General features: G+C 46.3%; 22 protein-coding genes, 1 tRNA gene and 1 rRNA gene. 3 read left to right on the top strand and 21 right to left on the bottom strand.

Features of this window, described 5'->3' with window-relative positions:
* Positions 1–20 precede the first annotated feature (20 nt).
* The 6 genes from B0H94_RS05620 to groES form a co-directional block, all read right to left on the bottom strand.
* Positions 21–974 carry a flavin monoamine oxidase family protein gene (locus B0H94_RS05620; RefSeq protein ID WP_106588275.1) on the bottom strand — a complete coding sequence of 318 codons (954 nt, stop codon included), beginning with the start codon at positions 972–974 and terminating at the stop codon, positions 21–23.
* A gap of 29 nt (positions 975–1003) precedes the next feature.
* Complete coding sequence (locus B0H94_RS05615) at positions 1004–2290, bottom strand: NRAMP family divalent metal transporter (RefSeq protein ID WP_427909930.1); 1287 nt, start codon at positions 2288–2290, stop codon at positions 1004–1006.
* Between the two features lie 661 nt (positions 2291–2951).
* Positions 2952–3986, bottom strand: coding sequence for an Ltp family lipoprotein (locus B0H94_RS15360; protein WP_245893914.1), 1035 nt, complete (start codon positions 3984–3986; stop codon positions 2952–2954).
* A 393-nt stretch (positions 3987–4379) separates the two neighbouring features.
* Positions 4380–4646 carry a transposase gene (locus tag B0H94_RS15510; RefSeq protein ID WP_146139926.1) on the bottom strand — a complete coding sequence of 89 codons (267 nt, stop codon included), beginning with the start codon at positions 4644–4646 and terminating at the stop codon, positions 4380–4382.
* A gap of 311 nt (positions 4647–4957) precedes the next feature.
* On the bottom strand, positions 4958–6604 hold the full coding sequence (gene groL / locus B0H94_RS05600; protein WP_106588273.1) for a chaperonin GroEL: 1647 nt from the start codon (positions 6602–6604) through the stop codon (positions 4958–4960).
* Positions 6605–6656: 52 nt separating this feature from the next.
* Positions 6657–6941 carry a co-chaperone GroES gene (gene groES / locus B0H94_RS05595; RefSeq protein ID WP_106588272.1) on the bottom strand — a complete coding sequence of 95 codons (285 nt, stop codon included), beginning with the start codon at positions 6939–6941 and terminating at the stop codon, positions 6657–6659.
* 343 nt (positions 6942–7284) lie between these two features.
* Here groES and B0H94_RS05590 point away from each other — a divergent pair, with 343 nt between their 5' ends.
* Positions 7285–7986, top strand: a complete 702-nt coding sequence (locus tag B0H94_RS05590; RefSeq protein ID WP_106588271.1) for a CPBP family intramembrane glutamic endopeptidase — start codon at positions 7285–7287, stop codon at positions 7984–7986.
* Positions 7983–8183 carry a YdiK family protein gene (locus B0H94_RS05585; RefSeq protein ID WP_106588270.1) on the top strand — a complete coding sequence of 67 codons (201 nt, stop codon included), beginning with the start codon at positions 7983–7985 and terminating at the stop codon, positions 8181–8183. Before B0H94_RS05590 ends, B0H94_RS05585 begins: the two co-directional genes overlap by 4 nt.
* On the opposite strand, the gene B0H94_RS05580 is transcribed toward B0H94_RS05585, so the two are convergent.
* The 6 genes from B0H94_RS05580 to B0H94_RS05555 form a co-directional block, all read right to left on the bottom strand.
* Positions 8171–8341 carry a hypothetical protein gene (locus B0H94_RS05580; RefSeq protein ID WP_106588269.1) on the bottom strand — a complete coding sequence of 57 codons (171 nt, stop codon included), beginning with the start codon at positions 8339–8341 and terminating at the stop codon, positions 8171–8173. The genes B0H94_RS05585 and B0H94_RS05580 overlap by 13 nt on opposite strands.
* Before the next feature lie 75 nt (positions 8342–8416).
* Complete coding sequence (locus B0H94_RS05575; protein WP_106588268.1) at positions 8417–9874, bottom strand: catalase; 1458 nt, start codon at positions 9872–9874, stop codon at positions 8417–8419.
* Between the two features lie 143 nt (positions 9875–10017).
* Positions 10018–11451 carry an MDR family MFS transporter gene (locus B0H94_RS05570; protein WP_106588267.1) on the bottom strand — a complete coding sequence of 478 codons (1434 nt, stop codon included), beginning with the start codon at positions 11449–11451 and terminating at the stop codon, positions 10018–10020.
* Between the two features lie 131 nt (positions 11452–11582).
* Positions 11583–12365 (bottom strand): twin-arginine translocase subunit TatC, encoded by a 783-nt coding sequence (tatC, locus tag B0H94_RS05565; protein WP_106588266.1) that lies wholly within the window; start codon positions 12363–12365, stop codon positions 11583–11585.
* A gap of 19 nt (positions 12366–12384) precedes the next feature.
* Positions 12385–12579, bottom strand: a complete 195-nt coding sequence (tatA, locus tag B0H94_RS05560; protein ID WP_181315280.1) for a twin-arginine translocase TatA/TatE family subunit — start codon at positions 12577–12579, stop codon at positions 12385–12387.
* A gap of 46 nt (positions 12580–12625) precedes the next feature.
* Positions 12626–13261 (bottom strand): redox-sensing transcriptional repressor Rex, encoded by a 636-nt coding sequence (locus B0H94_RS05555; RefSeq protein WP_106588413.1) that lies wholly within the window; start codon positions 13259–13261, stop codon positions 12626–12628.
* Positions 13262–13499: 238 nt separating this feature from the next.
* On the opposite strand from B0H94_RS05555, the gene B0H94_RS05550 reads away from it, so the two are divergent.
* Positions 13500–15437, top strand: coding sequence for an ABC-F family ATP-binding cassette domain-containing protein (locus B0H94_RS05550; RefSeq protein WP_106588264.1), 1938 nt, complete (start codon positions 13500–13502; stop codon positions 15435–15437).
* A 910-nt stretch (positions 15438–16347) separates the two neighbouring features.
* On the opposite strand, the gene tsaD is transcribed toward B0H94_RS05550, so the two are convergent.
* The 9 genes from tsaD to B0H94_RS05505 all read right to left on the bottom strand — a co-directional run bounded on the left by tsaD (position 16348) and on the right by B0H94_RS05505 (position 22017).
* Positions 16348–17361, bottom strand: a complete 1014-nt coding sequence (gene tsaD / locus B0H94_RS05545) for a tRNA (adenosine(37)-N6)-threonylcarbamoyltransferase complex transferase subunit TsaD (RefSeq protein WP_106588263.1) — start codon at positions 17359–17361, stop codon at positions 16348–16350.
* A gap of 2 nt (positions 17362–17363) precedes the next feature.
* A complete protein-coding gene (gene rimI, locus B0H94_RS05540; RefSeq protein WP_106588262.1) occupies positions 17364–17831 on the bottom strand; it encodes a ribosomal protein S18-alanine N-acetyltransferase in 468 nt (155 codons plus the stop codon).
* Positions 17824–18534, bottom strand: a complete 711-nt coding sequence (gene tsaB / locus B0H94_RS05535) for a tRNA (adenosine(37)-N6)-threonylcarbamoyltransferase complex dimerization subunit type 1 TsaB (protein WP_106588261.1) — start codon at positions 18532–18534, stop codon at positions 17824–17826. Before tsaB ends, rimI begins: the two co-directional genes overlap by 8 nt.
* Positions 18515–18991 carry a tRNA (adenosine(37)-N6)-threonylcarbamoyltransferase complex ATPase subunit type 1 TsaE gene (tsaE, locus tag B0H94_RS05530; RefSeq protein ID WP_106588260.1) on the bottom strand — a complete coding sequence of 159 codons (477 nt, stop codon included), beginning with the start codon at positions 18989–18991 and terminating at the stop codon, positions 18515–18517. The genes tsaB and tsaE overlap by 20 nt, the downstream gene beginning before the upstream one ends.
* The gene (gene thiL / locus B0H94_RS05525; protein ID WP_106588259.1) at positions 18992–20005 is read right to left on the bottom strand and encodes a thiamine-phosphate kinase; all 1014 of its coding nucleotides are present in this window, start codon (positions 20003–20005) and stop codon (positions 18992–18994) included.
* Positions 20006–20132: 127 nt separating this feature from the next.
* Positions 20133–20209: transfer RNA gene (locus B0H94_RS05520), tRNA-Met, on the bottom strand.
* 11 nt (positions 20210–20220) lie between these two features.
* Positions 20221–20337: ribosomal RNA gene (gene rrf / locus B0H94_RS05515) — 5S ribosomal RNA — on the bottom strand.
* A gap of 120 nt (positions 20338–20457) precedes the next feature.
* The gene (locus B0H94_RS05510) at positions 20458–21594 is read right to left on the bottom strand and encodes a trans-sulfuration enzyme family protein (protein WP_106588258.1); all 1137 of its coding nucleotides are present in this window, start codon (positions 21592–21594) and stop codon (positions 20458–20460) included.
* Positions 21595–21684: 90 nt separating this feature from the next.
* Positions 21685–22017: a hypothetical protein gene (locus B0H94_RS05505; RefSeq protein ID WP_106588257.1), complete on the bottom strand. Its 333-nt coding sequence runs from the start codon at positions 22015–22017 to the stop codon at positions 21685–21687.
* Positions 22018–22234 lie beyond the last annotated feature (217 nt).

Raw genomic sequence — 22234 nt, 5'->3', positions numbered from 1 at the left:
AACTGGTGTCGTGAGAATCATCAAAAAATAAATGATGGAACGGTTCTCCACGTTGGATTAGGGCAAGCACCGGGACGGTTTGTACTTTGAAAGAGAAAGATCTTAAACCCAGTCAGGTGGGCAATCATTTTTCCTGCTGCACTTCTCCCAGCTCGGAGCGCTCCCTCCATAAAATGGGGAAATGTTTCCGATAGTTCACTTGAGCTAAACATCACCCTGTTGTATGGCTCGTGAAGATGTGCAGGAGAATGAATGTTACCTCCGTATCGGATCGCAGCACCATAACCACCGCCGCACCAAGGCTCTTCCACCCACCTTGTCAGATTGCAACTTTTATATTGCGCTGCCTCTCGCCCGAACGCTTCAGTCAACCAGGACGCTGCTTGTTCCATGATTTCTTCTTCCGAATGGCGATTAAGTTCCACAGCTTTACCTGCACCGATAAACATTGTGAGCCGGTTGTTGTTCCCACGGGCTGAAGCATCCGTCACAGTAACCCCTTCTGGATCTGTGTAAATGACTTCACGAACCGCCTGCGTTTTTTCATTACCTATGGCCTTTTCCCAAAAGGGTGCAGTATAGTCCCAAGTGATCTTTATGATTGCACCATTGATATAACTTTCAAGCGCTTCGCGAAAGTGTGCATCCAAGTCTTTCGACAAAGTGATGTTTGCTGCCACAGCCGGAGGAATTGCTGCAATTACACCATCTGCTGTCCACGTTCTTTCACTCGTCACAACCTTCACCTTATCTTGATCTGTATCAATCTTATGAACCGGCTCGCCGTAGTGGATGCGCTCCGGAAGAGAATGCTCCATCAACCGGGCCAGCTCTTTTAAAGGACCGTTGATTTGGTGGGGGGTATCATCTTTTTCAGATGGATAGCGTTCATCAATTGACTGAATGCCTGCAGCGCTGACAAGATCAGGCTCTACATTAATCAATTCTCTAAATGTTAAAGCGGCTGCGGTCATAAAATACCACAGCCACTTTTTCTGTTTTCTTAAATTAAATCCGGAATGCTTGTGATTAATGTATAAACGCCAAAATACGCCATTAGTAAAACAACGATGGCACCAAAAATCGTGAGCCAGATCGGATGTTTGTAATCTCCTACAATCTTCGTTTTGTGCGCGGCTAGTAAAATTGATCCCAGCGTTAACGGTAAAATCAGACCGTTAAAAGCACCTGCTAAGACGAGAAGAAGAACTGGTTCACCAATTAAGGCAAATACCCCAGTCGAAAAGATAATAAAACCTATCGTCCAATAACGCCGGTTGCGCTCAATGCTGTGATGAAATGTCGACAAGAATGTCACGGAAGTATAAGCAGCCCCAACCACTGACGTAATACCAGCTGCCCAGAGCACTAAACCAAATAACCGAAGACCAACATCCCCTGCAGCGAAGTAAAAGACAGAAGCCGTCGGGTTATCTGGATTCAAATTAAAACCGGCATAAACCACACCTAAAATGGCCAGGAAAAGAATCGCACGCATAATCGAAGCTACAATAATCCCCATGATGGATGTGTTCGTAACATAGCGCAGGTTTTCCTTACCGGTAATGCCTGCATCAAGTAAACGATGACCGCCTGCAAAGGTAATATAACCGCCGACCGTTCCGCCAACGACAGTTATAATAGCATAAAGGTCGAGCTCGATTGGTGCCACTGTCTCTATAGCTGCCTGTGCATAAGGAGGGTTACTAACCACCATCACATAAGCCGTTAATAAAATCATCATTGCACCGAGATAGCGGACAATTTTATCCATCGCCACGCCTGCTTCTTTCGACATAAATATTCCAATGCAAATGATACCAGTTAAAACTGCGCCAATTCGAGTATCAAATCCAAATAACGCATTTACACCAAGACCGCCGCCGGCAACATTACCAATATTAAATGCCAATCCGCCGAGTACAATGAAAAAAGCCACGACGTAACCGAGGCCGGGAAAGACTTGATTGGCAATATCTTGTCCTTTCATACGGGCTACGGCAATAATCCGCCAAATGTTTAATTGGGCGCCAATATCTAAAATAATTGAAACTAAAATGACAAAAGCAAAGCTTGCGAGCAGTTCTTCAGTGAAAACTGCAGTTTGGGTGAGAAAACCCGGTCCAATTGCGGAAGTAGCCATTAAAAATGCTGCTCCCATCAGAACACTTAGTCGCTGCTTTGACGTATACGTTTTCGTTTGTAAATCATTTTCTGCCACGTTCAACCTCCCCCGATCTTTAAAACCATGTTTATGGTTAGATGATGTAATGAAACGCACGTCAAACATTTTAGCACAACACCTGGGATCATAAACAAAAAAACGACTTTATGTCATAAGTTGTGCAAAACACTTGGATACCGCATCTATATTAATGTCTTTCCATTCTGCGAAGTCAAAGATTCTTGTTCGCACAGATCCTAACCTTCAGAAAAGCCCAAAACGTTACCAATAGATAAATAAAGAGATCCCCCATAAGTTCAATCCACTTATGAGGGACCTCTACTTTTACATTTAACATGTTCGCAATCGGAAGGCTAACGCTCCGAAAATGCGTTGATATCAAGGGCAGGGTCGTGGCATGATTACATCATGCCACCCATGCCTAACTCACTACAATGGCTTTAAATAAATTTTAAAACCGTGTTGAATTAGGTTTTCTTAATATTAATATTATAATCGTTGCAAACAAGTTATAAGTGGTTCGGTCACCTTTATGGACACAAATTACTCAAAAAGACGACACCACAAACTTGCTGGTGTCGTCTTTATTGCATATTTATTATAATCTTTCACTTCAATAGTCCAATCACCGTCAGCTTCAACATTGAACAAAAAATACCACCAGTGTCGAACTGTTGCGTGCCACTTGCCTCATAGGAGCCGATTTCATTAACCAGCAGACCCGAGTTGTTCAGCATTACGATAAATTTACTTCCTCGTGTGTTTTTTATAGTCCGATTTCATCTACTGCGTGTGTTGCCTGACTGTTTGTAAAACCCTCATATTCCAGTTGGTCTATTAAGCCGCTTCTGGAGAAATTCGAGTAATCCAGATAAGCCTCGCCGCTCTTAACTGCCTGTTCGTACCAGTCCACGTCAATATATTCAACGGCGAATGTTGCGTCCTCATTACTGAATCCTTCATATTCTAGTTGATCTATAAGCCCTTCTTTAGAAAAAGCGGAAAAGGCAAGATAGTCTTCTGCTGATCCTATTGCGTTTTCCTGTGAAAGCGTCATTTCTTCTTCAGCTTCCACTTCCCTTTGGAAAGTTTCTTCATACGTGTAAAGCATCCCGGATTCATCCTCTGACAGGTCTCCGGACACTTCCGATCCCTGCCAGTCACCAAACGCTTCCTTAACCAAGTCCTCATCGCTTGTAGCACCGGACAGGCCGATCCATACCAGGATTTCTCCGCCCGGATAATCAGTGATATCCACTTCAACAGAAGTCTGGCTGTCTTCGATTACCAATTCGCCTTCTTCCCAGTGGTCAAAGTCTTCCACATGCTCAACTTCGTAGGCAAACTCAATCCCGTCAGGAACGTCCGTCTCAATCGTAATTACCACGGAGTCATCCCCAAACTCAACAGAAGGATCAACCCTGTATTCTTTCGACTCCGGTTCTTCAGCTTCCGATTCTTCTACCTCCGTAGCTTCTTCCTCGGTCGCGTCTTCTTCAGAAGCTTCTTCTTCATCAGCTTCAGTAGCAGATTCTTCTTCCGCTTCTTCCTCGGCTACCTCATCGCCGCCTGATTCTGCGGCGGCGACGAACCCGATCAGTGCGATAAAGGATAACGCTCCAGTAGTAGCAATTCTCCCTGCCTTTGCAAAGTGCTCATGCTTCCATAGTAGATAAAGACCGAACCCTGCAATAACCACTCCTGCAAACGGCGTTATATTAAAAGCGAACAGTGGCGCGATGAGTAGTACCAGTACAAATGGCGCCCAGGCTTTCTGTGACATTTCTTTTAGTTTCTCCATGAAATTATCCCCCCCATAAATTTATAGATTATCATAGATTCCCTTAGTATTATACAAACAAAAGGCAGTGAATGTAACCTTAGCTTCCATGTTAATACTCTCAGTAAGTTGAACTCCCCGCTTCTTTTTCAACAACGTGCTTCATGACTTTACAACGGATCTAACGTACCGGTCTTCAAAAGTGTGGAGTTACATCATACAGACTGGTCTTCAGTTTTTGCATACGTGCCGATAATCTTGGACTTAGTGTCAGCTGCTGTGACACGCTCTTTTCAGCCCCCAGTTACCGTTGCCACTTCCTTCCCCGTTTATCTGCTACGTATGATGTATAGTGCTTGCCGCAGTGATGGCAGTTAAAGTATGCCTCACGTTTACCATGACCTGCACAACGTGTCATGGAAGGTTTGAAGCCGCTGAAGCATAAGCTTTTGCCCCGTCCAGGGAAATCACTTTGAGGTTCGGGAGCTTCTCAAGACGACGGCGCACCACATCTTCTGTTCTTCCTTCGAATAGATCAAAAGACACGCGGGTTTCAAGATCAATCAAGATCGTTCTGTAAGAAAAGCGCCGGCGCAGGGAAAAGTCATCGATAGCGGCGAAAGGAACACTCCTGGGTTGAAGGTATAGGCTTCCACCGTACAAGAGATAAAAACTTATCATGATTTCCTTAAAAAATTTCTTCTTATAATTTAGCAACTTTCACCATTTTTGTCATTATTGTTGTGAAAATTTGTTTTATCCCTTAAGTTTAACTTAATGGTAAAATCGAACTTATATTGCTCATCCCCCTTCTCCTCTTGATCTATTCTTATTTTATTTAACTCCACACACTCTTCTTTGAAACAAAAGCGTCGCCTTAAAAAATCCCCTTACATACAAAAAAACTTCCCCCATCGTAATGAGGGAAGTTTTTTAAAGCACCAGCGGGGAATCAAGCAGTTGCTGCTCGATTCAGGAAGCCGGGCGCATGATTACATCATGCCTCCCATGCCTCCCATACCGCCCATGCCGCCCATGTCAGGCGCACCGCCGCCGTCGTTTTCTTCCGGCAGGTCGGCGATTACAGCTTCGGTTGTGAGGAACATTGCAGATACAGATGCAGCGTGCTGCAGTGCAGAGCGCGTTACCTTCGTTGGGTCAACGATACCTGCATCCATCATGTCGGTCCAGTCGCCTGTTGCTGCGTCAAAGCCACGGCCAGCAGGTTCGCCTTTCAAGCGCTCAACAATAACGGAACCTTCAAGGCCTGCGTTGTGCGCGATTTGACGTACTGGCTCTTCAAGGGAACGAAGGAGAATGCTTATACCTGTTGCTTCGTCACCTTCAACTTGTTCTTCTAGGTCTTTCACCGCTTTGTAAATGTTAAGAAGCGACGTACCGCCACCGGCAACAATGCCTTCTTCTACAGCTGCACGTGTGGAGTTAAGTGCGTCTTCAATGCGGAGTTTCTTCTCCTTCATTTCTGTTTCAGACGCTGCACCTACTTTCACAACTGCAACGCCGCCGGCAAGCTTCGCAAGGCGCTCCTGCAGCTTTTCGCGGTCAAAGTCGGATGTGCTTTCTTCGATTTGTGCTTTCAACTGATTTACACGGTTGGAGATCTGCGCCGGGTCGCCGGAGCCTTCAACAACAGTTGTGTTGTCTTTCGTTACAACAATCTTGTTGGCATGGCCAAGCATATCAATCGTTGCCGTCTTCAAGTCGTGACCGAGATCTTCTGTGATCACCTGGCCGCCGGTAAGGATAGCAAGATCTTCAAGCATCGCTTTACGACGATCGCCAAAGCCTGGTGCTTTTACAGCAACCGCGTTAAATGTACCGCGCAGTTTGTTCACAACGAGCGTTGCAAGTGCTTCACCTTCAACGTCTTCTGCAACGATCAAGATTGGGCGGTTCTGCTGGACAACCTGCTCCAAGAGCGGCAGAACTTCTTGAATGTTGGTGATCTTCTTATCTGTGATCAAGATGTACGGGTTATCAAGTTCCGCTTCCATCTTGTCAGAGTCTGTCACCATGTAAGGAGAAGCATAGCCGCGGTCAAACTGCATACCTTCAACGACTTCAAGCTCAGTGTTAAAGCCTTTGGACTCTTCAACCGTGATAACACCGTCGTTACCTACACGCTCCATCGCTTCAGCAATGATCTGACCAACTTCGTTATCAGCAGCAGAGATTGAAGCAACTTGTGTAATCGACTCGCGACCTTCGATCGGCTTGGAGATTTTCGCAAGCTCATCAACGGCAAGTTCCGTTGCTTGCTCAATACCTCTGCGGATGCCCATTGGGTTCGCGCCGGATGTTACGTTTTTCAAGCCTTCTTGAATCATTGCTTGTGCAAGAACAGTTGCCGTCGTTGTACCGTCACCAGCAATGTCATTCGTTTTGCTTGCAACTTCGGAAACGAGCTGTGCACCCATGTTCTCGTAGTTGTCTTCAAGTTCGATTTCTTTTGCAATCGTCACACCATCGTTTGTGATCAGCGGAGAACCGAACTTCTTCTCAAGAACAACGTTACGTCCCTTTGGTCCAAGCGTTACTTTTACCGCGTTTGCAAGTTCATCAACACCGCGCATGAGGGAACGGCGTGCTTCTTCACTAAACTTAATATCTTTTGCCATGCTTTCAACCTCCTAAAGAATCGATTCATTTTTATGCGTTCAGGTGATTGGATTAGCCAATAACTGCAAGCAGGTCGCTTTCGCGGAGAATGAGATACTGCTTCCCGTCGTACTCAATCTCTGTGCCGGCAAACTTAGAGTAAACCACTTTGTCGCCTTCGCTAACTTCAAGCGCAACACGCTCACCGTTGTCTGTCAGGCGGCCGGTTCCTACAGCTACTACGCTGCCTTCCTGCGGCTTCTCCTTGGCAGAGTCCGGCAGCACAATCCCGCTTGCCGTTTTTTCTTCCTGCTCTACTTGTTCGATCACTACGCGATCTCCTAGAGGCTTAATCATCTAAAACACCCTCCTTTAAGTATTGCGGCTGCCAGCTGTGCATTTTACGAGCCGACAAGCCATTAGCGGTTTTGTCGATTGTTAGCACTTAAGTTCAACGAGTGCTAACGCCAATTATAATAATAAAAGGTTCAGCTTCGTTTTGCAAGCCCTTAACTCATTTTATTTTCAATTTTCACCGCACAAGGAAGTCTATTCCCTATGGAGCTTAAATTTAACCTGAAAATATTTGAACAAAAATTGAAAAAAAGCTGATAACAGACCGGAATGTGCATATTGTGGTACAATGCCAATGGTTTATCAACTGATGTCCTATATGCAATTAAGAGGGGGCCGCACACTTTTGGTTCGTCGATACTGGATCATTTTAATTACGTATATTGCGATGCATTTATCCGGTTTTATTGGAATGCCGGCGCTTGTTGCTATTCTCGGATTTGATTTAAGTCAAGCTGTTGTTTGGTGGAACATCATCAGCTTTATCATCGCGCTCATCATTATTGGGGTGCTTTTACTACCCGAGCGCCACGAACAACCGAGAATTGAAAAGGCCGGCCCAGGTCCGGTGACTTTTTGGATCATTGCAGGTTTTTTCTTAGCAATGTTCGCCCAAGCCACCGCCGTTTTCATTCAATCTTCACTTTTAGGAATCGAACCTGGCTCTGAAAATACAGAGCAGATTCTGCAGTTTATTGAATCTTTCCCGATCTTTATTATGGTTGTGGTCGTGATCGGTCCGATCCTTGAAGAAATCGTCTTTCGGAAAGTGCTGTTCGGCTCATTGTATAAGCGGATGAACTTTTTCTGGGCGGCGTTAATCAGCTCGTTCATCTTCTCGATTGTGCACGTGGATCTTGAAAACCTGCTCGTTTACTTAGCGGTCGGCTTCGTTTTTGCGTATTTGTATGTGAAAACAAACCGGATTCTCGTTCCGATCATTGCCCACGTAATTATGAATTTGTTTGCGGCGCTTGGACCGCAGTTTGCAGACTTTGAAGAAGAACTTCAGTTCATTGTTCACTTGATAGGAGGCGTTTTACGATGAAAATGTCGCACACGGCGACCATATGGATTTATACGGCACTTGGCATGCTGTTTTTGTTTCTAGCGATTGAAAGTGTGAGCGCAGGCGGCTGGGACGTATGGAGTATCATGTTTGCAGCTGTTGCAGCGATTGACTTTGCCATTGTTTTTCGCGCGTTTCAAGCGAAAAAAGCAGAGAAACAGAATCAAAACCAGTAAACAAAAGAACAGATCCGGTCATCGTAATATGATGATCGGATCTTTTTCGTACTTCCGCTATTGGTTTCTCGCACTTCATCACAGTCTTCGCGCACCTCGTCACAGTCTTCGCGCACCTCGTCACAGTCTTCGCGCACTTCATCACAGTCTTCGCGCACTTCGCCCGCCTATGTTTATCGTTAAAAAGACCCCCACTCGATGTGAGGGCCCTTGCATTTTGTAACCGAAACAGTTTACATCTGGCCGACATACGGGCTGATATCAATGCCTGCTTTTTCTGCAAGCTGCTGCCCGAGGTTTTCATCCGCCCGGTAGAAGTTACAGATGGCAAGCATTGCCGTGTACTGATCGATACCTTGTAAATCGCTTCCGATGTTTTTAATCACTTGATCTTTCGTTTCTTGATCATACGTGCGCCAGATCCGGCCAGCTTGTCCGAATTCATCTTTCTTTTCAATCGCCTGCTGGCCGGCTTGTCCGGAAACGGGATAAAACACTTCTTTATAATTTGGATCTTCTTTTGGTTCGTCTTCCGGACTGTAGCCGTTTGGCTCATAGTTGACCGGATTTGTATCTTGATTGTAAGTCATGTAGCCGTTACGCTGGTTCGTTTCCACTTTAGCAAATGGACAGTTGATCGGAAGCTGCAAATAGTTCGTGCCGACGCGGTAACGCTGCGTATCTGAGTAAGAGAAGATACGACCCTGCAGCAGCTTATCTTCCGACGGGTGAATGCCCGGAACAGTAACGCCAGGGTTAAAGCTGACCTGCTCCGTCTCTGCAAACACATCATCAGGATTTTTATTTAACGTCATTGTTCCAACAAAAGTGTATGGGATATCCTCTTCAAGCCAGTCTTTTGTCGCGTCAAGCGGGTGGAAATCAAAGTTATCCATGTCTGCCGGGTCAAGAATCTGCACGTAAAGATCCCATTCCGGATAATTACCCTCTTCAATCGCTTGATAAAGATCAACCGTTGCATGGTTGAAATCTTTCCCTTGAATTTCTGCCGCGTCTTCAACCGATAAGTTTTTCATACCTTCTTTTGGTACCCAGCGCTTTTTCACATAAACGGAATTGCCGTGCTCATTCACCCAGCGGAACGCGTGAACGCTTGAGCCCCGCATATGACGGTAAGAAGCTGGGATCCCTTCATCGGTAAACAAGTGCAGCAGCATGTTCGTCGACTCCGGGGAGTTCGCCATAAAGTCCCAGTAACGGTTTGGATCCTGCACATTTGTACGTGGATCCGGTTTTAAGGAGTGGATCACATCCGGAAACTTAATCGTGTCGCGGATAAAGAAGACAGGCAGGTTGTTACCGACAAAATCGTAGTTACCTTCTTCTGTATAAAATTTTACGGAAAACCCGCGTGGATCGCGCAATGTCTCCGGTGAATGTGCACCATGAATCACTGTAGAAAAACGCGTGAAAACCGGCGTTTCTTTTCCTTCTTCTCCTAAAAATGCAGCAGATGTATAACGCTTCATCGAGTTTTTCACTTTAAATACACCATGTGCTCCAGCGCCGCGGGCGTGTACAACCCGCTCCGGGATCCGCTCCCGGTCAAAGTGAGCCAGCTTTTCAAGCAGGTGATAATCCTCAAGTAAAAGCGGGCCATCAGAGCCAGCAGAACGTGAATTTTGATTATCCCCGACAGGTACACCTTGATTTGACGTTAAACGTCGCATATATTTCCTCCTCGCCCGGCGTTACCGCTCTATTCAAGAAACGCCAAAAAGTAGTCTAAAGTGTTGTACCCGTTTCGACTTCCAATTCAAACCTGCGACAAAAAAACAGCCGAGCGCACCCGGCTCAAGCTGCTTTTGCATCGTTAATTTTCTGCTTCCTCTTCCTGTTGTTTCTCCTGCTCGCTCTGTTTCGCTTTCCGGCCCAGCATAAAACCTGTCGGCACTGAAAACAGCGTCAACAATCCGATAATGATAAATGCTTCGTTAATCGCCTGCAGGCTTGCTTCCTGCATCTCACCGCCATTACCGGCAAACAACTGCGCACGGCGCACTTCAAAATAAATCGAGACAAACACAATGCCTAGTGCTGAAAACATTTGACGGAACACATTGTTCATCGCCGACCCTCGCGAAATGACCGCCTCGGGAATCGCATTCATCCCGGCAGTCGTTGCCGGCATACTAAAGCAGCCCATCCCCATGCCGCGGATCCCCATTAAGATAAACACCCAGTAAATAGCAGTCTCAATGGTGAAAAAGCCCATCGCTATCGTGCCTCCGGCCGCGACTGTCATCCCGGCAGCAAGCAGCTGCGGTGCGTAACCAGCATCAAGGAGGCGGCCGCCGATGGACATAAATACACCGGTCAACAACGCAGACGGTACAAACACGAGACCGGTCATAATCGCATCATAACCGTAAACATTCTGCACGAGGAGCGGCACTAAAAAGATGCCGGCAAACAACCCGATCGATGATAAGGCAGTCACCCAAATGCTTAGTGCGTAAGCGCCAATCTTTAAAATCGATAAATCAAGAAGCGGGTGCGCAACTTGGTTTTCAATCCGGACAAATACATAAAGTGCGACTACCCCGAAAGCAATTAAACCTAAGTTTGTCATATCTGTTAAATGTTCAAATTCTGAAATGTTACCGAGCGCAAACAAAATCGCTCCGACACCGAGGGTTACAAAGATAAAGCCGTAACGGTCAAACTGCAGCGACCGGTCAGTTTCTACTTCTTTTAAGTAATACCAGGCGACAAAAAGCGCCACCAATCCGAACGGCACATTAATTAAAAAGAGCCACGGCCAGCTCGCCAATTCAATAATGGTGCCGCCGAGCGTAGGGCCGATTGTCGGAGCGACCATAGCGGCGACCCCCCACGTCCCTGTTGCAAGGCCCCGCTCATTCCGAGGGAAAGCTGCAAAAATTAACGCCATCGACAGTGGCATCATGATCCCGCCGCCAATTCCCTGCAAGGCTCGGAACATAATGAGCGAGCTTAAATCCCATGCGAAACTCCCAAGCAGCGAACCGAGTACAAATAAGCTTAAACCGATTAAGTAAAGCCGCTTTTTGCCGAATTTATCACCTAAAAAGCCGGTCACAGGCATCGTCATACCCATACTCACCATAAAAATGGTGATAACCCAGCCGGTTGCAACAGCATCTGCATCAAAGACCTCCATTAAATGCGGCACGGCCGGATTTAACATGCTGTTATTTAAAATTAAAGTAAACGTCCCTAATAACAAAGAGACGACAACTAACCACTTTCCTGGTATTCTTTTCATAATTCCGCCTCTTTAAATCAATCTTTAACGATATTTCTTCATTTAACTATATCACGTCTTCATTTCGTTTGTCCGTTACATTTTTACATTGAAAAAGCCTGCGTAAAACGCGGAGCGCTTTACGCAGGCTGCTATTTGTCATCGCGGCGGTTGGACTGCTCTTGTTCTACAAGTTCACGCTGCCGCTCTGCTTCAGCTTTGAGCATCCGCTTGTGAGCAAAACGTGACACGGTAATACTTAGTTCATATAACAAAAACATCGGAAGTGTCACCATTAAGTGCGACACAATTTCCGGCGGGGTAATGAAACCGGCAATAATGAGTAGAACAAAATACGCGTACTTTCGAATTTGTGATAAAAACGTCGGCGTAACGATCCCAAGCCGCGTCAAAAACATGACAACAACCGGGAGCTGGAATAAGAAACCAAACGGAATCGTCAACTGGAACAAAAACGCAAAGTACTCATTAATCCCGTACTGCTCGGTAATATTTAAACGGTCAGCCAGGTTGCCGAGAAATTCAATGACATAAGGAAATAAAATATAAAAGGAAAAAGCAAGACCTCCGAGAAAGAGCACGACAGACACTGGAATATACGATAAGGTGACTTTACGTTCTTTCTCCATTAACCCCGGGCTGATAAAACCCCAGAGTTGATACATAATTACCGGAAACGTGATAACCACACCGGTAAAGAAGGCAAAGTTCATATACACTTTCAAAGGATCTGTTAAATGGAAAGCGTTCATCGGAAAATCCTGCGCCGGCGGAATGTTCTGCAAGTAGCTGATTACGTTGGGCGCGATAAAAAAGCCAAGCCCCATACCAGCCACTAAAAAGAACGCAATAATCATGAGCCGCTTGCGCAGTTCTCCGAAATGCTCCACAAAAGACATGTTCTTTTGCTGCATCATTTGTTCATCCTATTCGTTATTGATCTCGATCCTGTTTCTCATTTTTCTTGTCACGATCGTTATCGTCGTCATCAGCAAGCCCTTTTGTTGCACTCCGGAATTCGCGCAGCGTATTACCAGCAGCACGGCCGAGTTCCGGCAGCTTTTTCGGACCAAACAATAGAAGCGCCGCAATTAAAATTAACGCAATGCTCCCTGCACCGAAGGACATCGATCTCACCCCCATTCAGGAATCGGTAAGCTATATGGTTGAAGCTTTAGTTCGTTTCATGGTCATGCTTTAAAAAGTAAATCAGCGATTGAAGCTCCACCGATAAATCAATATGGTGCACCCGCATATCGTCTGGTACATCAAGCCGCTCCGGGGTGAAATTTAAAATCCCCCGTGTATTCGTTTCAGCTAACAGATCTGCCACGGACTGTGCTGCCTGTACCGGCACGGCAAGAATCGCTGCACTTACCGAGTCATCGAGCCGCTCTTTTAATTCATCAAGGTGAAAGACTTCCACACCACCGATTTCTTCACCGACCATAGCTTCATCTGTATCAAACGCGCTTGTAATCATAATGTTGTTGTTTTTTGTGAAGTTGTATTTTAATAAAGCTGTACCTAAGTTCCCGACACCAATCAGTACCACTTTCGTAAGTTCATCCTGATCTAAGGCTTTACGGAAAAATGAGAGTAGATACAAGACATTGTAACCATACCCTTTTTTCCCAAGCGCCCCAAAGTAGGAAAAATCGCGGCGGATCGTTGCCGAGTCTACTTTCACTGCTTCACTCAACTCTGTTGATGATACGCGTTCTTTACCTGAGGCATATAGATTTTCAAGAAACCGATAATACATCGGGAGACGTTTTGCAGTGGCATGCGGTATTTGTTGCTGCTCAATTTTCATAACATGCCTCCTCCATCATTCAGATGGGCGTAACTTAAAACCGCCTCCCTTATTTTACATGAATGAACGGCGCAAAAGATAGAGATATGCAAAAAGTTGTTCATTCGTTCACAATACAATGAAATACTTCATTACACAGCCCGTACTGCCTGGATCATGACTTTTACCCCCTGCAAAAAATACGATACACTAGAAAGAAACGAACGATACTTTATTCATAAGGATGATTCTCATGATCGCGCTACAATGCGTTAATATAACAAAATCATTTGGCGTTGAAACCATTCTTCAAGATGCCAAGCTTGAAATTAAAGAAAACGAACGGGTCGCCCTCGTCGGTCGTAACGGTGCCGGCAAATCAACGTTACTTAAAATTATTGCCGGTGAACTGCAGCAAGACAGCGGACAAATTACAATGCCGAAAGAAAAAAAGCTCGGCTACCTCGCCCAGGAAACAGACTTAACCTCAAAGCGGACCATCTTTGATGAAATGCTTGCAGTTGTTGAACACTTACGGACGATGGAGCAAGAAATCCGGGACCTGGAAATGAAAATGGCTGACCCTGCAGTCTATGACGATAAAACAGCTTATGAGAAAGTGATGCAGCTCTACGATGAAAAACAGCACGACTTTGAAAAGCAGGGCGGCTATCAATACGAAGCCAATATTAGAAGCATCTTAAACGGCTTGAATTTCGCAAACTTCAGCGAAGACACGCTCGTCTCTACATTGAGCGGCGGTCAGAAAACCCGGCTCGCTCTTGCTAAGCTTCTTCTTGCCCGGCCGGACCTGCTCATTTTAGACGAGCCAACAAACCATTTGGACATTGAAACCCTCACATGGCTCGAACAATACTTATCGGGTTATGACGGCGCCCTTTTAATCGTTTCGCACGACCGCTATTTCCTCGACAAGATTGTAAATAAAACGTACGAAGTGACCCGCTCACAAATCCACGAGTATAAAGGAAACTACTCGTTTTACCTTGAAGAAAAAGCCCGGCGCTACGAGCAGGAGATGAAAGCTTTTGAAAAGCAGCAAGGAGAGATTGCCAAACTTGAAGATTTCATTCAAAAAAATATCGTCCGTGATTCAACCTCCAAACGCGCCCAATCCCGCCGCAAACAACTTGAGAAAATGGATAAAATCGACCGCCCGGATGGTGATGAAAAATCTGCGAAGTTCTCATTTCATATTGAAAGAGAAAGCGGACGCGAAGTTTTAAAAGCTGAAAATCTCACGTTCGGATACGAACAAACACCGTTGTTTGATAATGTCGAGGTGCATATGAAGCGGCAGGAGCGTGTTGCCCTGCTCGGGCCAAACGGTGCCGGGAAGACGACGTTGTTAAAGCTGTTGATGCAGCGGCTTACGCCTGAACAAGGCAGTGTCACCTACGGCAGTAAAGTAACGCCCGGATATTACGAACAGCAGCAGTCCGAGCTTAACGAAAAAAACACCGTCTTAGAAGAGTTGTGGCAGGATCATCCGACCACCCTTGAAAAAGACATCCGCACCGTCCTCGGCAATTTTTTATTCAGCGGTGAGGACGTGTTAAAGCAGGTGGCTGATTTAAGCGGCGGTGAGCGGGCCCGGTTGTCGCTTGCAAAATTAATGATGCAAAAAGCGAACCTGTTAATTTTTGATGAGCCGACGAACCATTTGGACCTTGATAGTAAAGAAGTGCTTGAAGCAGCACTTTCCGAGTTTCCTGGAACAATGTTGTTTGTCTCTCACGACCGGTACTTTTTAAACCGCATGGCGACACGGATCCTTGAGCTCACCCCTGAAGAAGGGTTGAAAGAATACATCGGCGACTATGATTATTATCGGATGAAAAAAGAAGAAGAAGCAGAAATCGCTGCCCTGCAGGCGGAGGAACAAGCTGCATCCGGCGGTGTGAGTGAGGATCACCCATCTGCGAATAAGCAGGCTTTTCTTGATGATAAAGAAGCAAAGCGTGAAGAACGCAAACGACTCCGACAAATTGAACAATCAGAGGCAGATATCGAAAAGCTTGAACAAGAAATCGAAACGCTTGAAGCATCTTTGTATGATCCAGCCGTTTATGAAGATTACGAAGAAGCACAAAAAATCCAGGATGACATTGATCAAAAACGCGCGAAGCTTGAAGAAACGATGGAGACGTGGGAAGCGTTACAGACGTAAAAATAGAGCGAGGCAAATGAAGGCTGACAAGTATCGATGTCGATGCTTGTTAGCTTTTTTGTATGACGGTGGTAAACGGATTGCACTTTTTAGCAATATAAATTAAATGAGCTACAGCTTAAGCGTAGATCAACATAGCTCCAACATTACCATTTGTGGAAACGTCTTCATTTATACACACAATCCACAGGTTTATCCACAGTTATAATGCCTGTTTACAAGGGAAAAGCAGATTTGTTCACAAAAACAATGACTTATGCACAGATTATCTGTTAACAATATTGCTGCTGTAATTTCAGCTATTTCATCACTTACTCACATTGTTCACAATCATGTGTATAACTTTTTATGGGGATAATTCGACGAAAAAAGAGCCGCCTCACAGCAGCTCAGAGAATGTCGATAAAGTATAACACCTAAGATACACGCACAACTTACTGCTCCGAGCTCCGCGGGCTAACTTAAGATAATAAAAACCGAATCATGAACGTAACCTTCACTTCAGACAGGCGCTTTCCCGAGGGCTTGGCTTCAGCTAACTTGTTCGAATGAGAACGATTCGAACAAGTGGATCTTCAGCCTGCGCTTAATCCTCTGGGAGTCGCCGTCTTACGTTTCGGTCACGTTTTAATTTAAGAATCATCGCTTATTTCCAATGTATATGGTTCGCTTGATCGTTCATAAAGCATCATAATGAAGCTGATTCATGTAGATATTGCTTGTACCATTCATGTCCTTCAAATCATGCAAGGCTGACGAGCACCGGCGGCGATGCCTAAGCAGGACAGCGAGTGAGAAAATCCCGTAGGCACTGGTTGTCTGCCGAGGAAGTTGAAAAAGTCTGTCTATAAGCCGAAAAAAGCCGCCTTACAGCGGCTTTTTAAAAGTTATGTTCTGTACCTTAACTAAACTACTTCAAAGCAAGGCCCGGCTTGGCGTTTAAATCAAGGTCGGCGCGTGCACCGCTGCGGTAAGCCACATCTGCCGCAGCCCCGATCATCGCTGCGTTATCTGTACAGAGCCAGAGCGGCGGTACAAGCAGTTGCCGGCCTTCAGCAGCCATTTTCGTTTCCATGGCTTCGCGCAATGTTTGATTCGCAGCAACACCACCGGCAAGAAGTACTTGTTCCACATCGTAAGCTTTTGCAGCTGCTGCGGTTTTTGTAACGAGTACATCAACGACGCTTGCTTGAAAACTGCATGCCACATCCTCACGAGCCAGTTCTACATTGCGCTGCGTTGCGTTGTGCAGCGTATTTAACACCGAAGACTTTAAACCGCTGAAACTGAAGTCATAACTCCCCTCTTCCAACCAGGCACGCGGGAACTCAAGCGACGCCTCTCCTGTTTGTGCCAGCTGATCAACAGCTGGTCCGCCTGGATAAGGAAGACCAAGGGTGCGCGCCACTTTATCGTACGCTTCTCCAACTGCATCATCGCGCGTCTCGCCAATTAATTCATACACACCTTCTTCCGGCATATACACAAGCTCTGTGTGTCCGCCAGAGACGATTAAGGAAAGGAGTGGATATTTTACGTCATGCACGAGACGGTTCGCATAAATGTGACCGGCAAGATGATGCACCGGTACGAGCGGGAGGCTGTGCGCATAGGCAACGGCTTTTGCCGCGTTTACCCCAACAAGCAGTGCCCCAACAAGACCCGGGCCTTCTGTTACAGCGACGGCTGTTAAATCTTGAAAAGTGACGCCGGCTTCACGCATCGCTTTCTCCATCACGATCGTCATCTGTTCAACGTGCTGACGCGAGGCGATTTCCGGGACGACACCTCCATACAGTTTATGGGTCTCGATTTGTGAGGCTACTGCATTGGCGCGAACATACCGGCCGTTTTCAATAACAGCGGCGGCTGTTTCATCACAGCTTGTTTCAATTGCTAAAATTAAAGTTGATGTTTCACTCATCTTTATTCATCCCAATCGTCAAGTTTGCGCCACATGACGAGCGCATCTTCATGATTATCCCGGTAGTAATTTTTACGCAGACCACCTTCAACAAAGCCGAACTTCTTGTACAGTGCCTGGGCCGCTTGATTAGAAACGCGGCACTCCAGACTAAGCTGGCGTGCACCGTACGTTTTTGCCATCGTTAAGCTCTTTGCAAGCAGTGCGGCTCCGACCTTTGCGCCGCGCATCGATGATAAGATTGCAATGTTGGTAATATGGGCATCATCTAAAACGACCCACACCCCACAGTAGCCGATCACCTCTTCGTTTGTTTCTGCAACTAAATAATGAGCAAAGTGATTTTCGTTCAGTTCTTTTTGAAAAGTTTCGCGCTGCCACGGTGATTGAAAAGCATCACGCTCAACTTTAAGCACCGCATCAAGGTCCGTTTCCTCCATCGGCCGGATATTCACCTGTAGCTCAGCCATGCCGGCCGCCTTTTTCAGCTTCCACCCGTTTTTTCTCAGCCTCAGCGAGCTGGCCGTAATTTGGCGCCAGTGCGTGAACACTTTGAGCAGCTTCTTTTCTCATCCCGACGGCAAGAACATCCGCCGGATGCGGATACATGTCCTGAAGTCGGCCAAATACAGCCCGGTGCGCGAGGGTTTCTTTAAGTACATCTTCATGCTGGGCAAGGTCGGGACTTAAACAGAGGATCTCTCCTTCTGCTTCAGCAAGTTCAGCTGTAAAGTCGGTCATCAGTTTTAATGCATCGGGCTGCACTTGCTTTAAGCCGCCGGCAGCATCCCGTTCATAGACGCCACCGTACACCTGGCCGCGCCGGGCATCAAAAAAACTAAAAATCCGACCGTGGAACATGCCACCGCGTTCAGCAAGCACTTCTAAACTCGACACGCCTGTTGCCGGAATGTCCAACGCCCAGGCGAGCGACTTCGCCGTTGTTACACCGATCCGCACCCCGGTATAAGAACCAGGACCTTCTCCTACAATAATGTGATCGAGATCTGCCGGCGTCACATCTGCTTCTGAAAGGACATGATCTACTGCCGGCATCACCCGGATCGAATGATTTTTCTTTAAAAATGTTACTTTTTCGCTCCGCACGATCCCATCCTGGAGCAAAGCCGCTCCGGAAGCATACGTTGCTGTATCAATTGCTAGTACGTTCATCTTGATGCAGCTCCTCGCATAATTCAGTGTAGCGCTGTCCTTTTGGCGTCAGCGTGATCCGGCGTTCAACTTCATTGATCCGTTCAATATCAATGGCAAGATATTCTTTTGGCAGCTGATCTTGCACACGCTCGGCCCATTCAATAACAACTAGCCCTTCGCCGAAAAAGTACTCATCAAGACCGAGTTCTTCGGCGCTATCCTCTTCAAGCCGGTAAACATCCATATGATGCAACGGCAGTGTGCCTTCATATTCTTTAATAATCGTAAACGTCGGGCTGTTTACCGTTTGTTTTACACCAAGTCCGCGGCCGATCCCTTTTGTAAAATGGGTTTTACCTGCACCTAAATCACCTGAAAGTGTAAATACCATGCCAGGGCCCACATAAGAGGCGAGAATTTCACCGAAGTTAATCGTTTCTGTTTCTGAAGCCGTTGCCGTTACAAACGATGCCATTTACTCCGACCCCTTCCGTTGATTTTCGGCCGAAAAGTGGTTGTAACCTTTCTTTAACAGCGGAACTTGTTCACCTTCTGCGTGAAGTGTCACAGCAGGATCGCCTGCTTGTACCGTGCCGATTTTTAAAGCCGGAATGCCTTCAGTCTGCAGCTGTTTCTCAAGCGCCGGCCATTCATCAGCAGGGAGTGCTGCTAAAAGCTGAAAATCTTCACCGCCAAACAGCGCATGCTGAAGTGCTTGTTCATCAGAAAACTGCGGATGCCATTTCGCTGCGAGCGGGAGCACATCCTGGTCAATGTGAAGTGAAACTTCGCTTGCTTCAGCAATTTCCCAAGCTTCACTTGCAAGGCCGTCGCTAATATCATTGACCGCCGCCCGGCTCGTTTCGTGAGCAAACATGCGACCTGCAATGACTTGTGGATCAGGACGCTGATGATATTGTAATAACGTACGATTTGCTTCATCTTCAAAGTCAAGCTCACCTTGATTCCACAACAAATGTAAGCCGGCTGCAGAGCCGCCAAGCGGGCCGGTAATGACAAGCACATCCCCTGCTTCAGCGTCACGACGCGTTAAATACTTCCCCTTTTCTGTCCGGCCGACAACGGTCACACTCAAAACGAGCGGGCCGTCCGTAGAAACCGTATCGCCGCCAAGCAGATCCATTTCATACGAATCGCCAAGCTCCCGCATCCCGCGGTAAATCATAATTAAATCATCTTCTGTCCAAGTTGCCGGTACCGCTGCCGAAACGATGTAATATAACGGAGAACCACCCATCGCTGCTACGTCACTAATGTTAACCGCAAGTGCCTTGTAACCGATATCAGTCGGTAACATCGTTTCCCTGGCAAAATGAATGCCTTCAACGAGTGTATCGACACATAAAATATCTTCAAATTTAGGTGACGTTTGATAGATCGCCGCATCATCGCCGATTCCTTCTGTGACATTCGGCTGGAAAAATCGACGAGGTGAGACTCGGTCGAGCCATGCAAATTCATCTTCCACAAGACAAAACCTCTCTTTTATATGTTCGCTTATTGATTTTATGTCAAACGAAACACGGTCTTTTAGACACGAAAAAGACGAAACAATTAAGGCATTGTTTCGTCGGTGGAAATTCCTTTATGTACATTGGTTGCGGGGGAAGGATTCGAACCTTCGACCTCCGGGTTATGAGCCCGACGAGCTTCCTGACTGCTCCACCCCGCGGTATGGGTACAGCTTGGCGGCGTCCTACGCTCACAAAGGGTTGCCCCTTCATTACCATCGGCGCTGAAGAGCTTAACTTCCGTGTTCGGCATGGGAACGGGTGTGGCCTCTTCGCCATCACCACCAAGCTGTATTAAGTTTGTTTTGTGAAGTGCCTTAACGTCACATCAATTATAATATCAGGAGGTGGCATAAAACGCAACCCCCCCTGCTAAAAATTCTTTAAAGTTTTTTTCAGAAAGCCTTCGTTAAATTGTGCTGGCTTTAAGCGCTTGTTGAAAAACTGCGATGATATCTTCCGCATCTTCTAAACCAACAGAGATCCGCACAACCTGCGCATTAATGCCTAAACGGCTGCGGAGATCTTCCGGAACACTCCGGTGCGATGTTCCAAGCGGATAAGAAACCGTCGTTTCAACACCGGCCAGGGTTGCAACAATTTTCACCCAGTCGAGCGAACTGAAAAAGCGGGACACATCATAATTTGCGCCAAGATCAATCGTAACGACAGCCCCGTTACCGTGCGACGAGAGCTCCTGTGGATAATACACTGCGTTAATGTCTGTCTTATTGAGCGCCTCTGTCAGCCTCGCAGCGTTTTCAGCCTGCCGTGCCATCCGTACACTTAGCGTTTTCACACCGCGCACTGCAAGCCAAGCTTCAAATGGGCTTAAGTTCAAACCAAGCTGAATAATCTTCGCCTTCGCCTCGGCAATTAATGGTGCTGTCCCAGCGAGCACACCTGCAGTAACATCGCTGTGACCACCCAAGTATTTCGTAGCACTATGTACAACAAGATCCGCCCCTGCTTCAGCCGGCTTTAAAAAGTAAGGTGTTGCAAATGTGTTATCAACGAACAAATATAAGTTGTGCTTTTGTTTAATTTCATTTAAGTACGACAAATCCTCGACACGTAAAAGCGGATTTGTAACCGATTCTGCATAAACCATTGCTGTATTTGGCTGAATTGCAGCCTCAAGTGCCCCTGGCGTATCAAAAGAAACGAAAGTAACTTCGATGCCCCACGCCTGAAGGTGATTTTCTAACATTTGAAACGTACCGCCGTAGACATCTTCAGGCGCAACCAAATGCTCTCCCGGCGAAACGGTTGCAAGTACGCCCGCTAAAATTGCAGACATGCCGGAAGAAGCAGATGCCCCAGCCGGCATACCCTCAGCTGCGGCTGTTAATTCGCCCAATTCGTCTGTATTTGGATTACCGTACCGTGTATATAAGTAGTCGTGTTCCTGTTGAAAAAAACCTTCCATATCTTCAAGGCTTGTAAAACTGTAAGCCGAGGTTTGATAAATCGGTTGTGATTTACTCCCCTGCTTAGCTTTAGGTTCTCTTCCATGAATAATACTTGTATCAAAAGATGGTGTCACGTCTTTTCTCTCCTCTCCTCATCTCATCGATCATCAGCCCTCTTATTGTATCACGAACAAACGAAGGTTATGAAATGAAGTCACACTCGCTTATACGCCCGGTTCTTTTGGGGAAAGTTCAGCCTTGAATTTTTCAAGCCGGGCTTCTGCCCGCTCTTTTGAAATGGTTGTTTCTAACGGAGCCTGCACCGCCATAACACTGCGGCTGTACGAACGCATCGCCCGAAAGATCAGCGGTTTCTCTTCTTTCAATAAAGACGTGAGTTCAATTAACGGAACGGTATAGTTTTTCGGCTGCAGACGCAGTAAAATCCTATACTGCTTGACGAAATCATTTAAACGGGATGGGTCATCCGGAACCTCTGCCAATAAATCCTCAAATATTTGAATCTGCTCCAACAGCTCTCTTTTCTCTTTTTGCAAAAAAGTTTCCTCCTTCGCCGTGCGTGTTTTACTTTTATTTTAACACTAGACGAATAAAGAAGGAACGTGGAATAAAAATGGGATAATTGTCAAAAAATAAGTGATTTGTGCAACTAAGTTATAGATAACCTGCAGGAGTCGGGATGTTTTTCAGCTTTGAAATACAAAAAGCAGGTTCTCCATTGAACTCGGAGAACCTGCTTTCAGCGTGCAGACA

Source organism: Salsuginibacillus halophilus (genome assembly GCF_003014715.1).
GTDB classification, from domain to species: Bacteria; Bacillota; Bacilli; order Bacillales; family Marinococcaceae; genus Salsuginibacillus; species Salsuginibacillus halophilus.
Note: the sequence above shows the minus strand (reverse complement) of the source record. Positions and strands in the feature narration are given on the sequence as shown.